The sequence below is a fragment of the Isobaculum melis genome, assembly GCF_900111355.1.
Lineage (GTDB): Bacteria > Bacillota > Bacilli > Lactobacillales > Carnobacteriaceae > Isobaculum > Isobaculum melis.
The window spans coordinates 1-14,135 of record NZ_FOHA01000023.1 but is presented as its reverse complement, the minus strand read 5'-3'; the positions used below and the strand labels follow the sequence as shown (position 1 = coordinate 14,135).

Sequence of the window (14,135 nt, the reverse complement as noted above, 5' to 3'; positions counted from 1 at the left end):
AAAAATGTGCTACATGCTTTGTGCTTTGTAGCCAATTTTTTTGATTGAATCAATCACATGCGTTAATTCATTTAATGATACGTCTTCAAAAACCTCTTCCATCCGCTTTTTATGCTCTGGAAAAATGGTCATGATTAAGGCTCGTCCTTCTGGTGTTAGTGATGCATAAGTGACGCGTTTATCTTCTGCACAGGCAACACGTGTGACATAATTTTTTCCTACTAACTTATCTACAACGTAGGTAATACTACTACTAGCAATCAAGATCTTTTGACCAATCACTTGGATGGGCTGGTCTCCTTTATGATAAAGTAACTCTAATACCGCAAATTCTGTCGGGTTTAATCCATAAGGCATCATGTCTTTACGAATGACTTCTTGAATATGCTGTGATGCACGTAATAATACAGTCAATGCTTGCAATGGTTGATTTTCATTTATCATCTAAGATTCCTCCCTTCTTTTAATTCTTTAGATATCTCGAATTCGAGATAAATATACCATAATAAAAATAAGCTGTCTACTAAAATGTTTCAAAAGAAATAGCTTACCGAAAATCGATAAGCTATTTCTTTATTTTTATAAGTTTTGTTTTTTAATGGCAGATAAGCCAAGATAGCCAAAGACAGCAATGATAATAAGGTTAATAAAGATATTATAAACAATGAGTCCTGTGCCATATAAATCAAATGCTGTTGTAATAGAAGAAAGGATACCTGTTGCAATACTTGTTGCCATTGAAAAACCAATAAATAATAGGAATGATAGATTGCCACCTTTTAAGATTGTACTTGCAGCAGTCATCATCATAATCATTCCTAAATAACTTGTTAAGCCCATCAGCATTAAGCTAATGAAATCAATATCAACAATTTGGAAAAATCCTAGAATTTCTTCAAAAAAGATACCAAATCCTGCTTCATAAGTCGCTTTTAACATCAATAAAACGAATGGTACGAAAGTTGTGATGAGACCAATCATAATTGTATTGACGATAATTGCACCAATTTTTGAAACAAATAATTTTGTTCGATTGACACCTGAAGCAATCATGGTAGCAATGACATTATTTTTATAATCCATTGATAAAACATGGAATGGATAAAAGAACATAAAAATAATATTTCCTAGCATTAACATAAAATAAAATCCGATAACTGTTCCAAGCATGCCATAATCATAGTAATTCATGACATCCATATTGATGACCATTAGTGCTAAAATTGTATTTAAAACGCCGATAATACCAGCTGTCATCAAGTATTTTTTATCGTTTTTAAACTTAAACATTTCCATTTTGAAAATTAATTTACCTGTCACTATAATTGCTCCTTTGTTTGTAATTTATTGTTGTCTAGTTTAATTTTTCTTCTAACACTTTCACTCTAGACATTTCGTTAATCTCAATACCTTCATTTTGTAGCTGTTGATAAACAGTGCCCCATTTAGCTGAATCGATATCTAATTTAATGCGTTCATCTTTCATTTCAAAAGGAATGATATTTTCTTCTAAAATTTCAATTAAGCGCGTGTTATTAGTTGTATCAATTAAACGATATTGGCGTGCTTTTTCTGTTTTTAAATCAATATGTTCAGAAATTCTACCGCGATCTACAACATATACTTCATCACAAAGCTCTTCTAAATCATTAATAACATGACTAGAAATAAGTAATGTTAAGCCTTCTTTCGTCAACTGTTTTAAATAATCTTTAAACCAGCGAACCGTATCAATATCTAACCCTCTAAACGGCTCATCTAAAATCAAAATTTTAGGTGTATGAATTAAGGCAATCAATAGGATTAATTTTTTCTGCATCCCATAAGAGTAGGTTTTGACTTTTTGATCTAAAACGCCATATAAATCTAAATCTGCTGCCAATTGACGAACACGTTCTTCATTGTAATCCCCACGTAATCCAGCAAAATACTGAATATTAAACCAACCTGTTTGATTTGTATAAACGGACATACCATCTAAAACAAGCCCAACATTTGTTAGAATTTCGTTGCGCTCTTTTACATTTTCTCCCATAATTTTAATGGAGCCACGATAGGTCATAATGATGTTTGTAATACATTTGAACAAGGTTGTTTTCCCCGCTCCATTATGCCCAACAATACCATAAGAAACACCTTCATCTAAACTCAATGAACGAATATTTAATACTTCATTAGTACCGTATGTCATTAATAGTTCGTTAATTTCTATCACTGATTTTTTTCCTCCTTCACAAGCTGAATCACAAGGGATTCACTACCTGCTTATTTAGTTTATCTTTATAACTTTTTCCCATCATCCTAGTTTTATTTTACCAAATTTATGCTGATAAACCAAACCTTTTCGGAGAAACTAAGTAGGCTTATTCTTTTCTTAATCATTAGTGATTTCAAGATATGCTAGACAACGATTTACCTGTGATACAATTTCTTTTACATTAACAGTGCTATGTTTTTCTAGCACTTGATAAAATTGACGCTTTAAGACCTCTTGATGATCTAGCTTCAACATCAAAAAAGCTTGACTTAACAAGTAAATTCCTTTTTCCTGATCCCCTTCTAAATAACTTACTGTACCTTTATAGAATAAAAGTAACGTACGATGGAGCATTTGGAAGGTATCATAAGGCTTAGCAGCAAGATTTTTGATTTGTTCTTTCGCCTGCTTTAATCGCCCTTTTTCAATAGTTGTTCCTAAAATAGATAAACTTATTAGAAAAAGCTCATCCTGTAAACGAACATAATTTTGGTAGCGATCAATCGTTTTTAGTGCATATATGGTCAACATTTCTTCTGTCTGTTCATCAAAAATATCGGACACATTATTAAAAATGGTCAGCTCCCTAAAAGTCCATTCGTCACTTCTTAATAAAAATGTTTTTAAAAATTGAACACTTTCTTGTGGATAAATTTTGTTTTCTTCTGGTTGGTTGCGATAATGAATAACATAACTTAAAACATGTGCCTGCTCTGCAAGTACTCGTGTCTTCATACTGCGACTATTTTTCGCTTCATCATAGTACTTTTTTAGTAAAGCTTCATTATTTTGATTGGAGGCTAAGTTAATACGGTTGCCTAAATCTTCTATTTTTTTAGTTTGATACCCCTGATGGATATACATAAACTCATCAAAGGAAAGCATTAATCTTTCTAAAATTTCTAAAAAGCTTTCTATTTTGATAGAATACTCCCCTTTTTCAAAAGCAATTGCAAACGATTTTGAAACAATTTCTGTATAAACCTCTTTTTGACTAAACCCTGCATTTAAGCGAACTTTTCGAATGGTTTTACCATAGCTTGATGCCATACTTGACTCCTCCTCTATCAAGACTCTATAAACATGTTATCACTTAGTTTGACTTTCCTTTTAGTATATCACTTAAAAAGATTCAGTATACTGCACCTTTTAACTTAGATTCAGCTCCTATCCATTATGCTAAAGCCACAAACAAATTAGGAGTGATAACCATGCAAGCTTTAAAAAAGAGTAGAATATTCAGATATTTATTTGCCTCAAATTTTGTTTCAGGTTTTGGGGATTCAATTTATTACATTGCATTACTAACTTATGCTAGTCAATTTCCAAATAGTAATCTTGCGATTATGTTGGTCACCTTATCTGAAACGATTCCTGGTCTCCTTTATATTTTCACCGGCAGCATAGCAGATGCTACCAAAAATAAAACACAGAAAATGATTCATCTCGCGATTTATCGCGGAATCTTCTACTTAATTGTAGGATTCATGATTGGATTCCAGCCCTCAATGATGATTTTAAGCGGAATTGTGTTGCTGAACTTTTTCTCTGATATTTTTGGAAAATATGCCAGTAGTTTAAATACACCCTTTATTCCTAATATTGTAGACAAAGAAGATATTGAAGCTGCTAGTGGATTGCAGCAAGCTGTATCACAGTTTATTTCGATTATTGCACAATTTATCGGGGCCACTTTACTCAGCATTTTCTCTTATCAATTTATCGCTTGGATGAATAGCGGAACATTTTTATTAGTGGCAGTGATTATTTGGTGCATTCGTGGGGCACTACAAAAAACGGAGGAAAAGTCTATTCCTGTTTCTAATGAAAAAAGAACGGTAAAGCAGTGGGGAGCATCATTGCTCGCTTCATTAAAGGAATTAAAAGGGAATAGGCAACTTGCTACAGCCGTTTTACAGTTTACATTAGTGAATTTCTTTTTATCTGCACTTTCCCCATTATTCAACATTTGGATGAGCGCGCACCCTGAGTTACAGCTAAAAGATTTTCCACTATCAATTGCAATTTTTCAAGGGCTTGCTTCCATCTTTTTAATCATAGGGAATATTTCCGGCAGTGGGCTCTTTAAAAAAATGACATTAACCGCTTTAGCCAAACAATGTTTACTTTTAATTCTCTTATTTGCGATTGGGATTTTTGCAGCACAACTTTGGCTTGTCTTTTTAGCTATAAGCTTGATTTGTCTGACAGTGGGAACTGCTTCTCCTAAATTTTCTACAATTGTCTACGCAAGTGTCGCTACTGATAAATTGGCCACCATTAGTGGGGCTGCAAATACGCTTTTATCTGCAGCCGTTCCTTTTTCTAGCTTGTTATTTTTAGGCTGTGCTAATCTGTTGAATCAAAGCTTTGCTTTTGTTTTGTTGCTCGTAACAACTTGTATGGGTCTGGTTTTCTTAGTTTTCAAAAAATAAGAAAACCCTAGCAAAATGTAACCATTTTGCTAGGGTTGCTGTGTACAATTATTCATTTTCCATTAAGATCATATAAGCTTGTTTATATTTTAGTTGTTGTGAAAAATAGCGACTGGTCTGTCGTTTGATGCGTTTAGCAAGAATACTAGGCCAAGAATCATCTAACCGATTTAGTAAATGGGTCATTTGCTGAACATAGTCTGCTTCATTCCCCTTTCGTAACTCACTAAGTGCTTGAAGATACGCAACCATATTCTTTAACTCAGGAAATTCCTCTTGCATGGCTTGAGCCAACTCAAATAAATGGTCTGCCTCTTCAGCACAATTGCTCTCCAAATAGTTGATGCTTAATGCCAGCATCACAAAATATTCATTTTTAGAGAATAGCTGTTTGCCTGTGAATTTTTCCATAATGAGTTGATAGATAAACGCCATCTTTTGGGATGCTGGTTCAAATACTTTTCTTTGGAGGAGGATTTGTAATTGTTGATAATAGATCAAAAGTAAATAATCTGAAGCCATTTCAGGAAATCCTTCCAGTAAATTTAACGCGATTTGAAAGCTTTGTTCTGCTTTTTGGTAAAATTGAATATCAGAAAAAATTAAACCTTCTAGGTAAAATAGCTTCACTGCTATTTTTTGTTGTGCAGCTGAGCGTCTCAGTCTTGTTTCTCGAATCAGTGTGAGCGCTTTTTCGTAGTGTCCAAAGCTTTGATAGCAAAAAATAAGATCACTCATTAAATAAGCAAGTAGCTCCTGGTTTAGTGAGGGCTGCAGGAGCATTTTTTCTAAGTGAAGGACCGCTAGTTGACACTCTCTTTGATGGATGGCCTTTTGTGCACAAAAGTAAGCATAATACTGATTGATTGGCATTAATTCTTGATGATTTAACAACGCTTTATCAATAGCTAACAAATATTGCTCGGTTATCTCATCAGCCTCTTGACTAAAATTATTTTTGTATAAATAAGCAGCTGATAGTAAATAGTAACTCAGCTCCTGCAATGGAAGCTCTTTTTCCAACTGATAGTTTTGCTTTATTTTTGCTAGCTGATTTTTTATTTTTGACCAACTATCTGACACCAAATATGTAAAGCATGTTTCTAATTCTTTTGCTAGCGCCGGATTTTCTTTGTTTTCAAGAAATAATTCGTCTTGTGGCACATTTAAGCGATTGCATAAAAACAGCAAGGTTTCTTGGGCAGGAAATTTATTGCCTTTTTCAATATTGGATAAATATGGATTTGAGATAATGCCCTTTGCCAATGTTTTTTGCGACATGCCTAATCGCTTTCTTAAATTAAAAATTCTTACGCCCAGTAATTCAATCATCCTTCTTCAACTCCTTTCTTATGAGATAAAAATTTGAATAAAATAGCAATTTCGACCACTTCGTTATCTCTTATTTAGCATTATTCAAAACTAAAAGATGGTTTTCCAGAGAGAGAGAAAATGACCTAAATTTTAAATAGATGTTATTTTCTAATCTATCATATAATCAAATGATAACTCTTGTCAACCTACTTTCCATCCAGTTTTTGCACGAAAAAGCTGCACTTTCAATATGAAAATATTTTTCATTGGATTTTTTTAACATACACTTTTTCTGTTAATCCCTTAACAACAAATCCCTATTCCTGAATATTATTCCACTGTATAAATTAAAGGATTTATTTTTTTATAAAAATGGTTTAAATCATTGCATGAACGTTTCATCAAAAAAAGCTAACTGTTCATTTTTTTATTTTCCTTGCTGCAATCCCCTTTACATTTGCTGATGTATGCTATAATAGTAGGAAAAATAGAGAAAAAGAGATGATTGTGCAGATGAAGAATAGACTAAAATACATGCAGATTTGGGAAAGAAACTTGGTAATTCTCTGGTTTGGCTGCTTTCTTGCTGGTATTGCATTTAGTTTAGTTATGCCTTTTATGTCTCTTTATATTGAAACTTTGGGAGACTTTAATCAAAAGGATTTAAGCATGTTAAGCGGGATTGCGTTTAGCTCAACTTTTATTGTCACTGCATTTATTTCGCCTATTTGGGGGCGTTTAGCTGATAGAAAAGGGCGAAAACTCATGCTCCTTCGTGCGGCACTTGGGATGGCGCTTGTAATTGGTGCGATGGGATTGGTTCAAAATGTCTATCAACTCATTGGCTTAAGATTACTACAAGGGGTATTTGCTGGCTTTATTTCCAATGCAAATGCTTTAATTGCTACTCAAGTCCCTAGAGAAAAAAGTGGTTGGGCGCTTGGTACCTTAACCACAGGCAATGTAACTGGAACTTTATTAGGCCCTTTAGCTGGTGGGCTTATTGCAGGTGCTTTTGGTTACCGTGTGACCTTTTTTATTACAGGATTTTTATTACTTTCTGTCTTTTTCTTAACCTTATTTTTTGTTAAGGAACACTTTGAGCCTGTTGCTAAAAAAGACGAATTATCAACAAAGGATGTTTTCAAACAAATTAAGCAGCCTCATATTATTATAGGGATGTTTATTACCACCATGATGGTTCAGGTAGCAGCGAATTCGATTAGTCCAATCTTAAGCTTATATGTGAGACAATTATCGCCTCATGCACAAAACATTGCTTTTGTTAGTGGCATTGTTGCCTCTGTTCCTGGGATTGCTACGTTAATTGCCGCACCTCGCTTTGGGCTATTAGGAGATAAAATTGGACCGCAAAAAATCTTATTAACAGGTCTGCTTGGTTCGATTGCTGTCTTGATTCCAATGGCCTTTGTTACAAATGCCTGGCAATTAGGCGCGTTAAGATTTATGCTGGGTATTTCTGATGCGGCGCTTTTACCCGCGATTCAATCCATTCTAACCAAATACTCGCCACACAATATTGCAGGTAGGGTCTTTAGTTATAATCAGTCCTTTCAAGCAATGGGAAATGTGATGGGACCCTTGATTGGCTCTTCGATTTCCGCACACTTTGGCTATTCAGCTGTCTTCTTGGTCACACCTTTATTTATTCTATTTAATTTTATCTTGGCCAAATACAACACAAAATTTATTGATGAGGATCATTCATCCGTTGCCTAAGTAGCAGAAGGAGTGTTTATGAAAATATATATAGATGCAGATGCTTGTCCTGTAAAGGATATTGTCATTGAAGAAGCATTAAAAAGAAAGCTAGAGGTTGTGATTGTCACAAGTATTGCCCATTTTTCTACCGTCATTCAACCACCTGGTGTTGAAACAATTTATGTCGATACTGGTGCTGAATCGGCAGATTATCGATTGGTTCAGCTAATCAAAGCACAAGATATTTTAATTACACAGGATTATGGTCTGGCCTCTTTAGGGTTAGGAAAAAAGTGTCTTGTGTTACATCATGCGGGCTTTCAATATTCTGATGAAAATATTGACCAATTGCTGCAATCACGTTATTTAAGCGCAATGGTTCGAAAAAGTGGCAAACGAACAAAGGGGCCAAAGCCTTTTACTGATGAGGATCGTGCTAAATTTAGATCATTATTAATTGATACTTTAGAATAAGAGCATATGCCTAGTTGCATAGGCTCTTTCTTTTCGGTCAAAAAGCAATTGATAGCTAGTCACTTCTTTTTTATAAATAACGCGTCAGACGTCTTTTTTTGAGTAATTTCTCATTAAATCCAATTTTTTTTAATCAAAATTTAACGATTCTTATTTACAAGTTATTCTTTTTTAGATACTATAAAATTAAAGGATAAAATGAAGCGATTAACAGCAAGGAGGTTTTTGATGAAAAATTTACAAAAAAGTGTGGATTCTTTACTTATTACTATTTTAAATATTGGTATGCTCTTTTTAGCACTAATTATGGCGGTTTTATTAGTCAAAGAGTTATGGCAATTGGTTAATTTGATTACCTTTTCGGAAAATGTAAAAATTTTTGATGGGATTGTTGAAAAAGTTTTAGCATTTTTCTTATATTTTGAATTTATTGTGCTGGTTCGTACCTTCTTTAAAAATGAAGGTCATATCCCATTACAATATTTCATTTATATCGCAATCACAGCTATTCTTAGAGTTATTTTAACGGCTCATGGAAATAGTTTGGATGTTCTTGGATTTGGTGCGACAATCCTACTCTTAGTAATTGGTCTTAAAATATTGCCAAAGGAACATCAATAATTGTGCTTGTACACACTAAAACAATAGAGAAGAAACAGGAGGGCATCACAAATGTTGCCTAATAAAGAAGCACTACAAAAAAATATGCAAAGCCATTTCAGCATTAGATGCCATTATTTGTCAGGATTGGGCAGATCGCTATTATTCTTATGACAGCAAGTGGAGTCCCACTGAAGAATGTTTTACCATGAAAAATGGTGAAGGAGACGAGCTGCTGGTTCTCTTTAAAGAGAATGCTTGTATCATCAATGGCTTTCTTCATGAATTACAGCCCTTAAAAACTCAAGAAAATAGGCCAAGTATATTTCATGAATTTATGAATGAGGAGCCTGTTAAATCAATTGGAACAACCTTCTGCTTATGGACAGATGAGCAAGGTCACTTTCAAGCAAGTGATTTTGAAAAGCTTGATACGATGATGCAATCTTTTATTGAGATCTATCAGCCAAACCCTAAGCTTTATATAGATTGGGCTTGTGACTATTATGAGCTTGATGGCTTGCCGGCTGAAATTGTGGAGCAAGTCTACCAAAAGCAAGCACTCAATCAAACAAGTATTCTTTCAATCAACGCAGATTTAGAAGATTGGGAAACACTAAAAAGTGATTTAGAAGCTATTTCTTATCCTTTTACATTCTCTAAATAAGCAGGATAACTAAAGCATGTCACCGGACTTGGTGTCATGCTTTTTATACTTTTTTTACTCTTTATTTAACTGAATCTTTAATCATTTTCTACATAATAGGGGTTAGTTAAAAGGAGAGAACAAAATGAAATTTATTAAAGGGTTGGCTTTATTTACTTACCAACAAGTGATTTGCTGTTTATTTCCAGCGGCTATCTTTATTGCGCTTGCTGTAACAAAATATGTAAAGGTACCATTTATGACAAGATATGATTTGCTTTTATTGTTTTGTTTAGTGGTGCAAGGTTTTCTGCTTTATTTTAAATTGGAAACAAAGGATGAGCTAAAGGTCATCATGCTCTTTCATCTGATTGGCTTGGCTTTAGAAATTTATAAGGTCAATATTGGTTCTTGGAGCTATCCAGGGGCTGGCTTTTGGAAGCTGGGCGGCGTTCCATTATATAGCGGATTCATGTATTCCAGTATTGGGAGCTATATTTGTAAGGCGTGGAAAGTATTTGATTTAAAAATGAGTCATTGGCCAAAGCAGCTACTTGTTTGGCTATTATGCATTGGTATTTACTTAAATTTCTTTACGCATCATTTCATCTGGGATCTTAGGTGGTGGTTAACAGGGGCCGTTTTTCTGCTATTTTATCAAACATGGGTTTATTTTACTGTTGGTTCCTATCGTTTGAAAATGCCACTTAGCCTGTCCTTTTTATGTATTGCTTTCTTTATTTGGGTAGCAGAAAATATTGCCAGCTTTTTTGGCGCTTGGGCTTATCCAGATCAATTAAAGCAATGGCGGCTGGTTCATATTGGGAAAATATCCAGCTGGTATTTATTGATTATCATCAGTATTATTCTTATTGCTCAGCTTAAATTCAAAAAAAATAAAGAACTGCTTGATTAAGGTAAATCCTTATCAAGCAGTTTCTTCTAAATTTTCTTCACAAATTCTGATTTTAGCTTCATTGGACCAAAGCCATCAATTTTACAATCAATATCATGGTCTCCATCTACTAGACGAATATTTTTTACTTTTGTTCCTTGTTTTAAAGCACTTTGCGCACCTTTAACTTTTAAATCTTTAATGACTGTAACTGTATCACCATCATTTAAAACATTGCCATTTGCATCCTTAAAGACTTTGACTTCTTCATTTTGCGCTTCTGCTTCAGCACTCCATTCATGAGCACATTCTGGGCAAACAAGTAAGCTACCATCTTCATAAGTATACGCTGACCCACATTCTGGGCAGTTTGGTAAGTTTGACATTCTTTTATTTCCTCCATTCATTACGATACTTTCATTATAGTGTATCCTACCTCACTTGCCAATCACTCTTTTAGCATATTCAAAAAAGTGTCACATTTCTTCTTTACATACTACTTACCCTTTTCTTCATACACGCTATAGATTGGTTTGTTAAGCTTCGTTTTGTAAATGAGATAGTATTTCGTTTCAATCTATTAATCGAAGGTCTAACTTTAGAAGAAAAAGATGAGATGGGCAATACCATTTATCATTTAAAAGACTAGACTTGACCTGATTATCATAAAAAATGCTTGTTTTCCTTAACAAATGCTCCTTATCCAAGTATAATGGTACAGTAATGAACTATGAATAGGAAAGCGAGTGAAAAATATGGGTCGTAAATGGGCAAATATTAAAGAGAAAAAAGCATCAAAAGACGCAAATAATAGTCGTATTTATGCTAAATTCGGAATTGAAATCTATGTAGCTGCAAAGCAGGGCGATCCTGACCCCCACTCTAATCAAAAACTGCGTTTTGTCATTGAACGTGCTAAGACTTACAATGTGCCAAAGCATATTATTGATCGTGCAATTGAAAAAGCAAAAGGAACTGGCGATGAAAATTATTCGGAGCTACGTTATGAAGGATTCGGTCCTAATGGCTCAATGATTATTGTTGATGCGTTAACAAATAATGTGAACCGTACTGCTTCTGATGTTCGTGCTGCTTATGGTAAAAATGGTGGAAATATGGGTGTGAGCGGGGCTGTTGCTTACATGTTTGACAATACAGCTATTTTCGGTGTTCCAGATAAAGATGCAGATGAGTTATTAGAATTGTTAATGGAAGCTGATTTAGATGTTCGTGATGTCTTTGATGAAGATGGACAAACCATTGTTTATGCTGAACCTTCTGATTTTCATGCTGTTCAAGAAGCTTTAAAAACGGCTGGAGTTGAAGAATTCTCTGTGGCAGAAATTGAAATGATTCCTCAAAATGAAGTTACTTTGGATGGCGATGACTTAACTAAATTTGAAAATCTCATCGATGCTTTAGAGGATTTAGACGATGTGCAAAAAGTGTATCATAATGTTGATTTAGGTGAGTAACCAAAAGAGGGCGGGACAAAACTGAAAAGTTTTATCCCGCCCTCTTTAATTGCTTCTAAAAAACGTAAATTGCCTCCGTAAACGGTGGCCAAAAGGCAGGTTCTTCGGCAATTGCCAAGAACCACTGTGAACGTAAGTGAATAGATGATGATTGGTACCTATTTGGTTCACAAAATCCGATCAATACAAAAAGCGTATTGTTCGTCTTTTGCTCCAATTGCTTTGATTCACAACGAAGTATGAGTTGATGTAGAAAAGTACCTACCCGGTGCTCGAACCTAAACGCCTTTTTTGGTATGCTCCCAACAAAGTAGACACTAGAAAAAACAAAAATTTCTAGTCTACTATGTTGGGAGTTTTTATATGTCTAATAAAAGATATTCGTACGAAGAAAAGAAGCGTTCGATTCAACACATTCTTAGTGGAAAAGAATGTGTTACCAGTGAAGCAAGAAGAGTAGGTGCTGGTTATGATACTGTTAATACTTGGTTGAGGAAATATAGAGAAAATGGACTGAATGGGTTAAAAATTTCTAAAAATTGGAAAAAGTATCTAAAGCAAGATAAAACAAAAGCTGTTGAATATGCCTTATCTGGAAAATATTCTAAACATGAAATTGTACAAATTTTTAAAATATCTAGTAAGTCTCTTTTAGATAAATGGATTTCCACGTATACTAAGGGTAAGCGTTTAAAATCCACTAGTAAAGGAATCAGCCAGATGAAAACAAATAAAAGTATATTCACCACAGGTGAAGAACGTTTAGAAATTGTACAGTTTACTATTGCGCATAAGTTGGACTACCAATTAGCCATGGAAAAATATGGTGTTAGCTACCAGCAAGTTTATAGCTGGGTTAAAAAATATCAGAAAAATGGTACGGAGGCACTTCGTGATGGAAGAGGTCGTAAAAAAGATCCTAAAGAATTAACAGAAGAAGAACGACTAAAACAACGTATTAAAGAATTAGAACTCCGGAATGAAGAATTGGAGATGGAGAAAGCCATTGCAAAAAAGTTGCAGGAAATTCAAGAAAGATTCAATCCATCTCATTAACACGGAATAATTTTTTGTACCTAACGATCAAAGAATTAAGTAATCAATATTCTGTTGTAAAACTTTGTAAAAAATTAGAGATATCCCGTTCGGGATACTACAAATGGTTGCATCGAACTCTGTCTACTCATGATATAGTTAATCAAAAAATTGAACAAGAAATTTTTCGGATTTTCAACATGGTAAATAAAATATATGGATATCGCCGCATGACTTTAGCAATAAATCGTTCCTTCGGAACAGTCTATAATGTTAAAAGAATTCGTCGAATCATGCGTAGAAATGGTCTTTATTCTGTGATTCGCTGCACTCGTTCAAGCTGGAAGAAATCTAAGCCAAGCCATGTTGCAGAAAATATTCTTAATAGAGCCTTCCATTCAGCAAAAGCGCCAAATGAAATTTGGTGTACAGATATTACTGAATTTAAATGTAAAAATGGACAGAAACTCTATTTGAGTGCACTCATTGATTTATATGACTATTCAATTGTTTCTTACCAAATAAGTGAACGTAATGATAATTTATTGGTTATGGATACTCTACATCAAGCATTCAAATTAAATGCCCAGGCACATCCAATTATTCATAGTGATCGTGGATTTCAGTATACTTCTCATGAATATCGAAGACTGAGCGAAAAATATCAATTTAAAGTAAGTATGTCACGAGTATCAAAATGTTTAGATAATCAACCCATTGAAAGCTTCTGGGGCACACTAAAAGCAGAAAGCTTTTATCTGAATAAATTTAAAAAAAGAGAATCTCTGATTAAAGAGATTCATCGTTATATCATTTTTTATAATGAAGAACGATTCGTACAAAAATACAATGGCCTTACACCAATAGAATATCGGTATAAAGCCATCGTTTAAGATATTTCAGTTTTTTGTTTTTCCCTTGTCTACTTGACAGGGAGCAGTTCATTTTGTCTCAGCCTTTTCCTACGATTAGTCAAGTAGAAAATAAATAAGTTAGAATATGGCAATTATTTATAAGTTGTGGGGATATCATAGAATAAAATCTATAACAAATAACCCTGATAATCATTTATTTTTTTCAATCAGGGTGTTACAATCAGTGTATAAGGCTTTGCCTTATTGGTCCTTAGAGACCGTGTACGTATAGTCGTACTTTGTCTCGTTCTTAATCATAGAGTAGAGACACTTTAGTAGTTTGTTCATACAGGCTACGGTCGCAACCTTATCCTTTTTGGATAAAGGTTGCGTTTTTAATTTGTAATAATAATCCACAATATGATTAG

Annotated in this window: 15 protein-coding genes and 1 pseudogene; 9 read left to right on the top strand and 7 right to left on the bottom strand. The window is 34.1% G+C overall.

Annotated features, from left to right (window positions below):
* Positions 1-9 precede the first annotated feature (9 nt).
* The 4 genes from BMW29_RS12475 to BMW29_RS12460 form a co-directional block, all read right to left on the bottom strand.
* Positions 10-444: a MarR family winged helix-turn-helix transcriptional regulator gene (locus tag BMW29_RS12475; protein WP_092653867.1), complete on the bottom strand. Its 435-nt coding sequence runs from the start codon at positions 442-444 to the stop codon at positions 10-12.
* A 135-nt stretch (positions 445-579) separates the two neighbouring features.
* Positions 580-1,320: a hypothetical protein gene (locus BMW29_RS12470; RefSeq protein ID WP_092653865.1), complete on the bottom strand. Its 741-nt coding sequence runs from the start codon at positions 1,318-1,320 to the stop codon at positions 580-582.
* 34 nt (positions 1,321-1,354) lie between these two features.
* Positions 1,355-2,215: an ABC transporter ATP-binding protein gene (locus BMW29_RS12465; RefSeq protein WP_245706283.1), complete on the bottom strand. Its 861-nt coding sequence runs from the start codon at positions 2,213-2,215 to the stop codon at positions 1,355-1,357.
* Between the two features lie 159 nt (positions 2,216-2,374).
* Positions 2,375-3,307 carry an Rgg/GadR/MutR family transcriptional regulator gene (locus BMW29_RS12460; RefSeq protein WP_092653861.1) on the bottom strand — a complete coding sequence of 311 codons (933 nt, stop codon included), beginning with the start codon at positions 3,305-3,307 and terminating at the stop codon, positions 2,375-2,377.
* Positions 3,308-3,468: 161 nt separating this feature from the next.
* On the opposite strand from BMW29_RS12460, the gene BMW29_RS12455 reads away from it, so the two are divergent.
* Complete coding sequence (locus BMW29_RS12455) at positions 3,469-4,692, top strand: MFS transporter (protein WP_092653859.1); 1,224 nt, start codon at positions 3,469-3,471, stop codon at positions 4,690-4,692.
* A gap of 48 nt (positions 4,693-4,740) precedes the next feature.
* Here the strand turns inward: BMW29_RS12455 and BMW29_RS12450 are convergent, their stop codons facing one another.
* Complete coding sequence (locus tag BMW29_RS12450) at positions 4,741-6,024, bottom strand: helix-turn-helix domain-containing protein (RefSeq protein ID WP_092653857.1); 1,284 nt, start codon at positions 6,022-6,024, stop codon at positions 4,741-4,743.
* Between the two features lie 483 nt (positions 6,025-6,507).
* On the opposite strand from BMW29_RS12450, the gene BMW29_RS12445 reads away from it, so the two are divergent.
* From BMW29_RS12445 to BMW29_RS12425, 5 genes are all read left to right on the top strand, one after another.
* Positions 6,508-7,746, top strand: a complete 1,239-nt coding sequence (locus BMW29_RS12445; RefSeq protein ID WP_092653855.1) for a multidrug efflux MFS transporter — start codon at positions 6,508-6,510, stop codon at positions 7,744-7,746.
* Between the two features lie 18 nt (positions 7,747-7,764).
* Positions 7,765-8,202 carry a YaiI/YqxD family protein gene (locus tag BMW29_RS12440; RefSeq protein WP_092653853.1) on the top strand — a complete coding sequence of 146 codons (438 nt, stop codon included), beginning with the start codon at positions 7,765-7,767 and terminating at the stop codon, positions 8,200-8,202.
* Positions 8,203-8,430: 228 nt separating this feature from the next.
* Positions 8,431-8,823 carry a phosphate-starvation-inducible protein PsiE gene (locus BMW29_RS12435; RefSeq protein ID WP_177165780.1) on the top strand — a complete coding sequence of 131 codons (393 nt, stop codon included), beginning with the start codon at positions 8,431-8,433 and terminating at the stop codon, positions 8,821-8,823.
* Between the two features lie 187 nt (positions 8,824-9,010).
* Entirely contained in the window at positions 9,011-9,469 is a 459-nt protein-coding gene (locus BMW29_RS12430) for a hypothetical protein (RefSeq protein ID WP_092653849.1), read from the top strand.
* Between the two features lie 124 nt (positions 9,470-9,593).
* Positions 9,594-10,364 carry a DUF817 domain-containing protein gene (locus tag BMW29_RS12425; protein WP_092653847.1) on the top strand — a complete coding sequence of 257 codons (771 nt, stop codon included), beginning with the start codon at positions 9,594-9,596 and terminating at the stop codon, positions 10,362-10,364.
* A gap of 26 nt (positions 10,365-10,390) precedes the next feature.
* Here BMW29_RS12425 and BMW29_RS12420 read toward each other — a convergent pair whose 3' ends face one another.
* Positions 10,391-10,729, bottom strand: coding sequence for a zinc ribbon domain-containing protein YjdM (locus BMW29_RS12420; RefSeq protein WP_143047372.1), 339 nt, complete (start codon positions 10,727-10,729; stop codon positions 10,391-10,393).
* Between the two features lie 369 nt (positions 10,730-11,098).
* Between BMW29_RS12420 and BMW29_RS12415 the strand changes: the two genes are divergently transcribed.
* The 3 genes from BMW29_RS12415 to BMW29_RS12405 all read left to right on the top strand — a co-directional run bounded on the left by BMW29_RS12415 (position 11,099) and on the right by BMW29_RS12405 (position 13,746).
* Positions 11,099-11,818, top strand: a complete 720-nt coding sequence (locus tag BMW29_RS12415; protein ID WP_092653843.1) for a YebC/PmpR family DNA-binding transcriptional regulator — start codon at positions 11,099-11,101, stop codon at positions 11,816-11,818.
* A gap of 363 nt (positions 11,819-12,181) precedes the next feature.
* Positions 12,182-12,874 carry a helix-turn-helix domain-containing protein gene (locus BMW29_RS12410; RefSeq protein WP_092653841.1) on the top strand — a complete coding sequence of 231 codons (693 nt, stop codon included), beginning with the start codon at positions 12,182-12,184 and terminating at the stop codon, positions 12,872-12,874.
* 14 nt (positions 12,875-12,888) lie between these two features.
* A complete protein-coding gene (locus tag BMW29_RS12405) occupies positions 12,889-13,746 on the top strand; it encodes an IS3 family transposase (RefSeq protein ID WP_177165779.1) in 858 nt (285 codons plus the stop codon).
* Between the two features lie 222 nt (positions 13,747-13,968).
* Here BMW29_RS12405 and BMW29_RS14140 read toward each other — a convergent pair.
* Positions 13,969-14,135, bottom strand: a pseudogene (locus BMW29_RS14140) (IS110 family RNA-guided transposase); the annotation flags it as partial.

Coding starts and splice junctions, on each gene's coding strand:
- BMW29_RS12420 (WP_143047372.1), bottom strand. CDS start 10,729: ATGTCAAACTTACCAAACTGCCCAGAATGTGGGTCAGCGTATACTTAT.
- BMW29_RS12455 (WP_092653859.1), top strand. CDS start 3,469: ATGCAAGCTTTAAAAAAGAGTAGAATATTCAGATATTTATTTGCCTCA.
- BMW29_RS12435 (WP_177165780.1), top strand. CDS start 8,431: ATGAAAAATTTACAAAAAAGTGTGGATTCTTTACTTATTACTATTTTA.
- BMW29_RS12445 (WP_092653855.1), top strand. CDS start 6,508: ATGATTGTGCAGATGAAGAATAGACTAAAATACATGCAGATTTGGGAA.
- BMW29_RS12460 (WP_092653861.1), bottom strand. CDS start 3,307: ATGGCATCAAGCTATGGTAAAACCATTCGAAAAGTTCGCTTAAATGCA.
- BMW29_RS12475 (WP_092653867.1), bottom strand. CDS start 444: ATGATAAATGAAAATCAACCATTGCAAGCATTGACTGTATTATTACGT.
- BMW29_RS12430 (WP_092653849.1), top strand. CDS start 9,011: ATGAAAAATGGTGAAGGAGACGAGCTGCTGGTTCTCTTTAAAGAGAAT.
- BMW29_RS12425 (WP_092653847.1), top strand. CDS start 9,594: ATGAAATTTATTAAAGGGTTGGCTTTATTTACTTACCAACAAGTGATT.
- BMW29_RS12410 (WP_092653841.1), top strand. CDS start 12,182: ATGTCTAATAAAAGATATTCGTACGAAGAAAAGAAGCGTTCGATTCAA.
- BMW29_RS12440 (WP_092653853.1), top strand. CDS start 7,765: ATGAAAATATATATAGATGCAGATGCTTGTCCTGTAAAGGATATTGTC.
- BMW29_RS12450 (WP_092653857.1), bottom strand. CDS start 6,024: ATGATTGAATTACTGGGCGTAAGAATTTTTAATTTAAGAAAGCGATTA.
- BMW29_RS12415 (WP_092653843.1), top strand. CDS start 11,099: ATGGGTCGTAAATGGGCAAATATTAAAGAGAAAAAAGCATCAAAAGAC.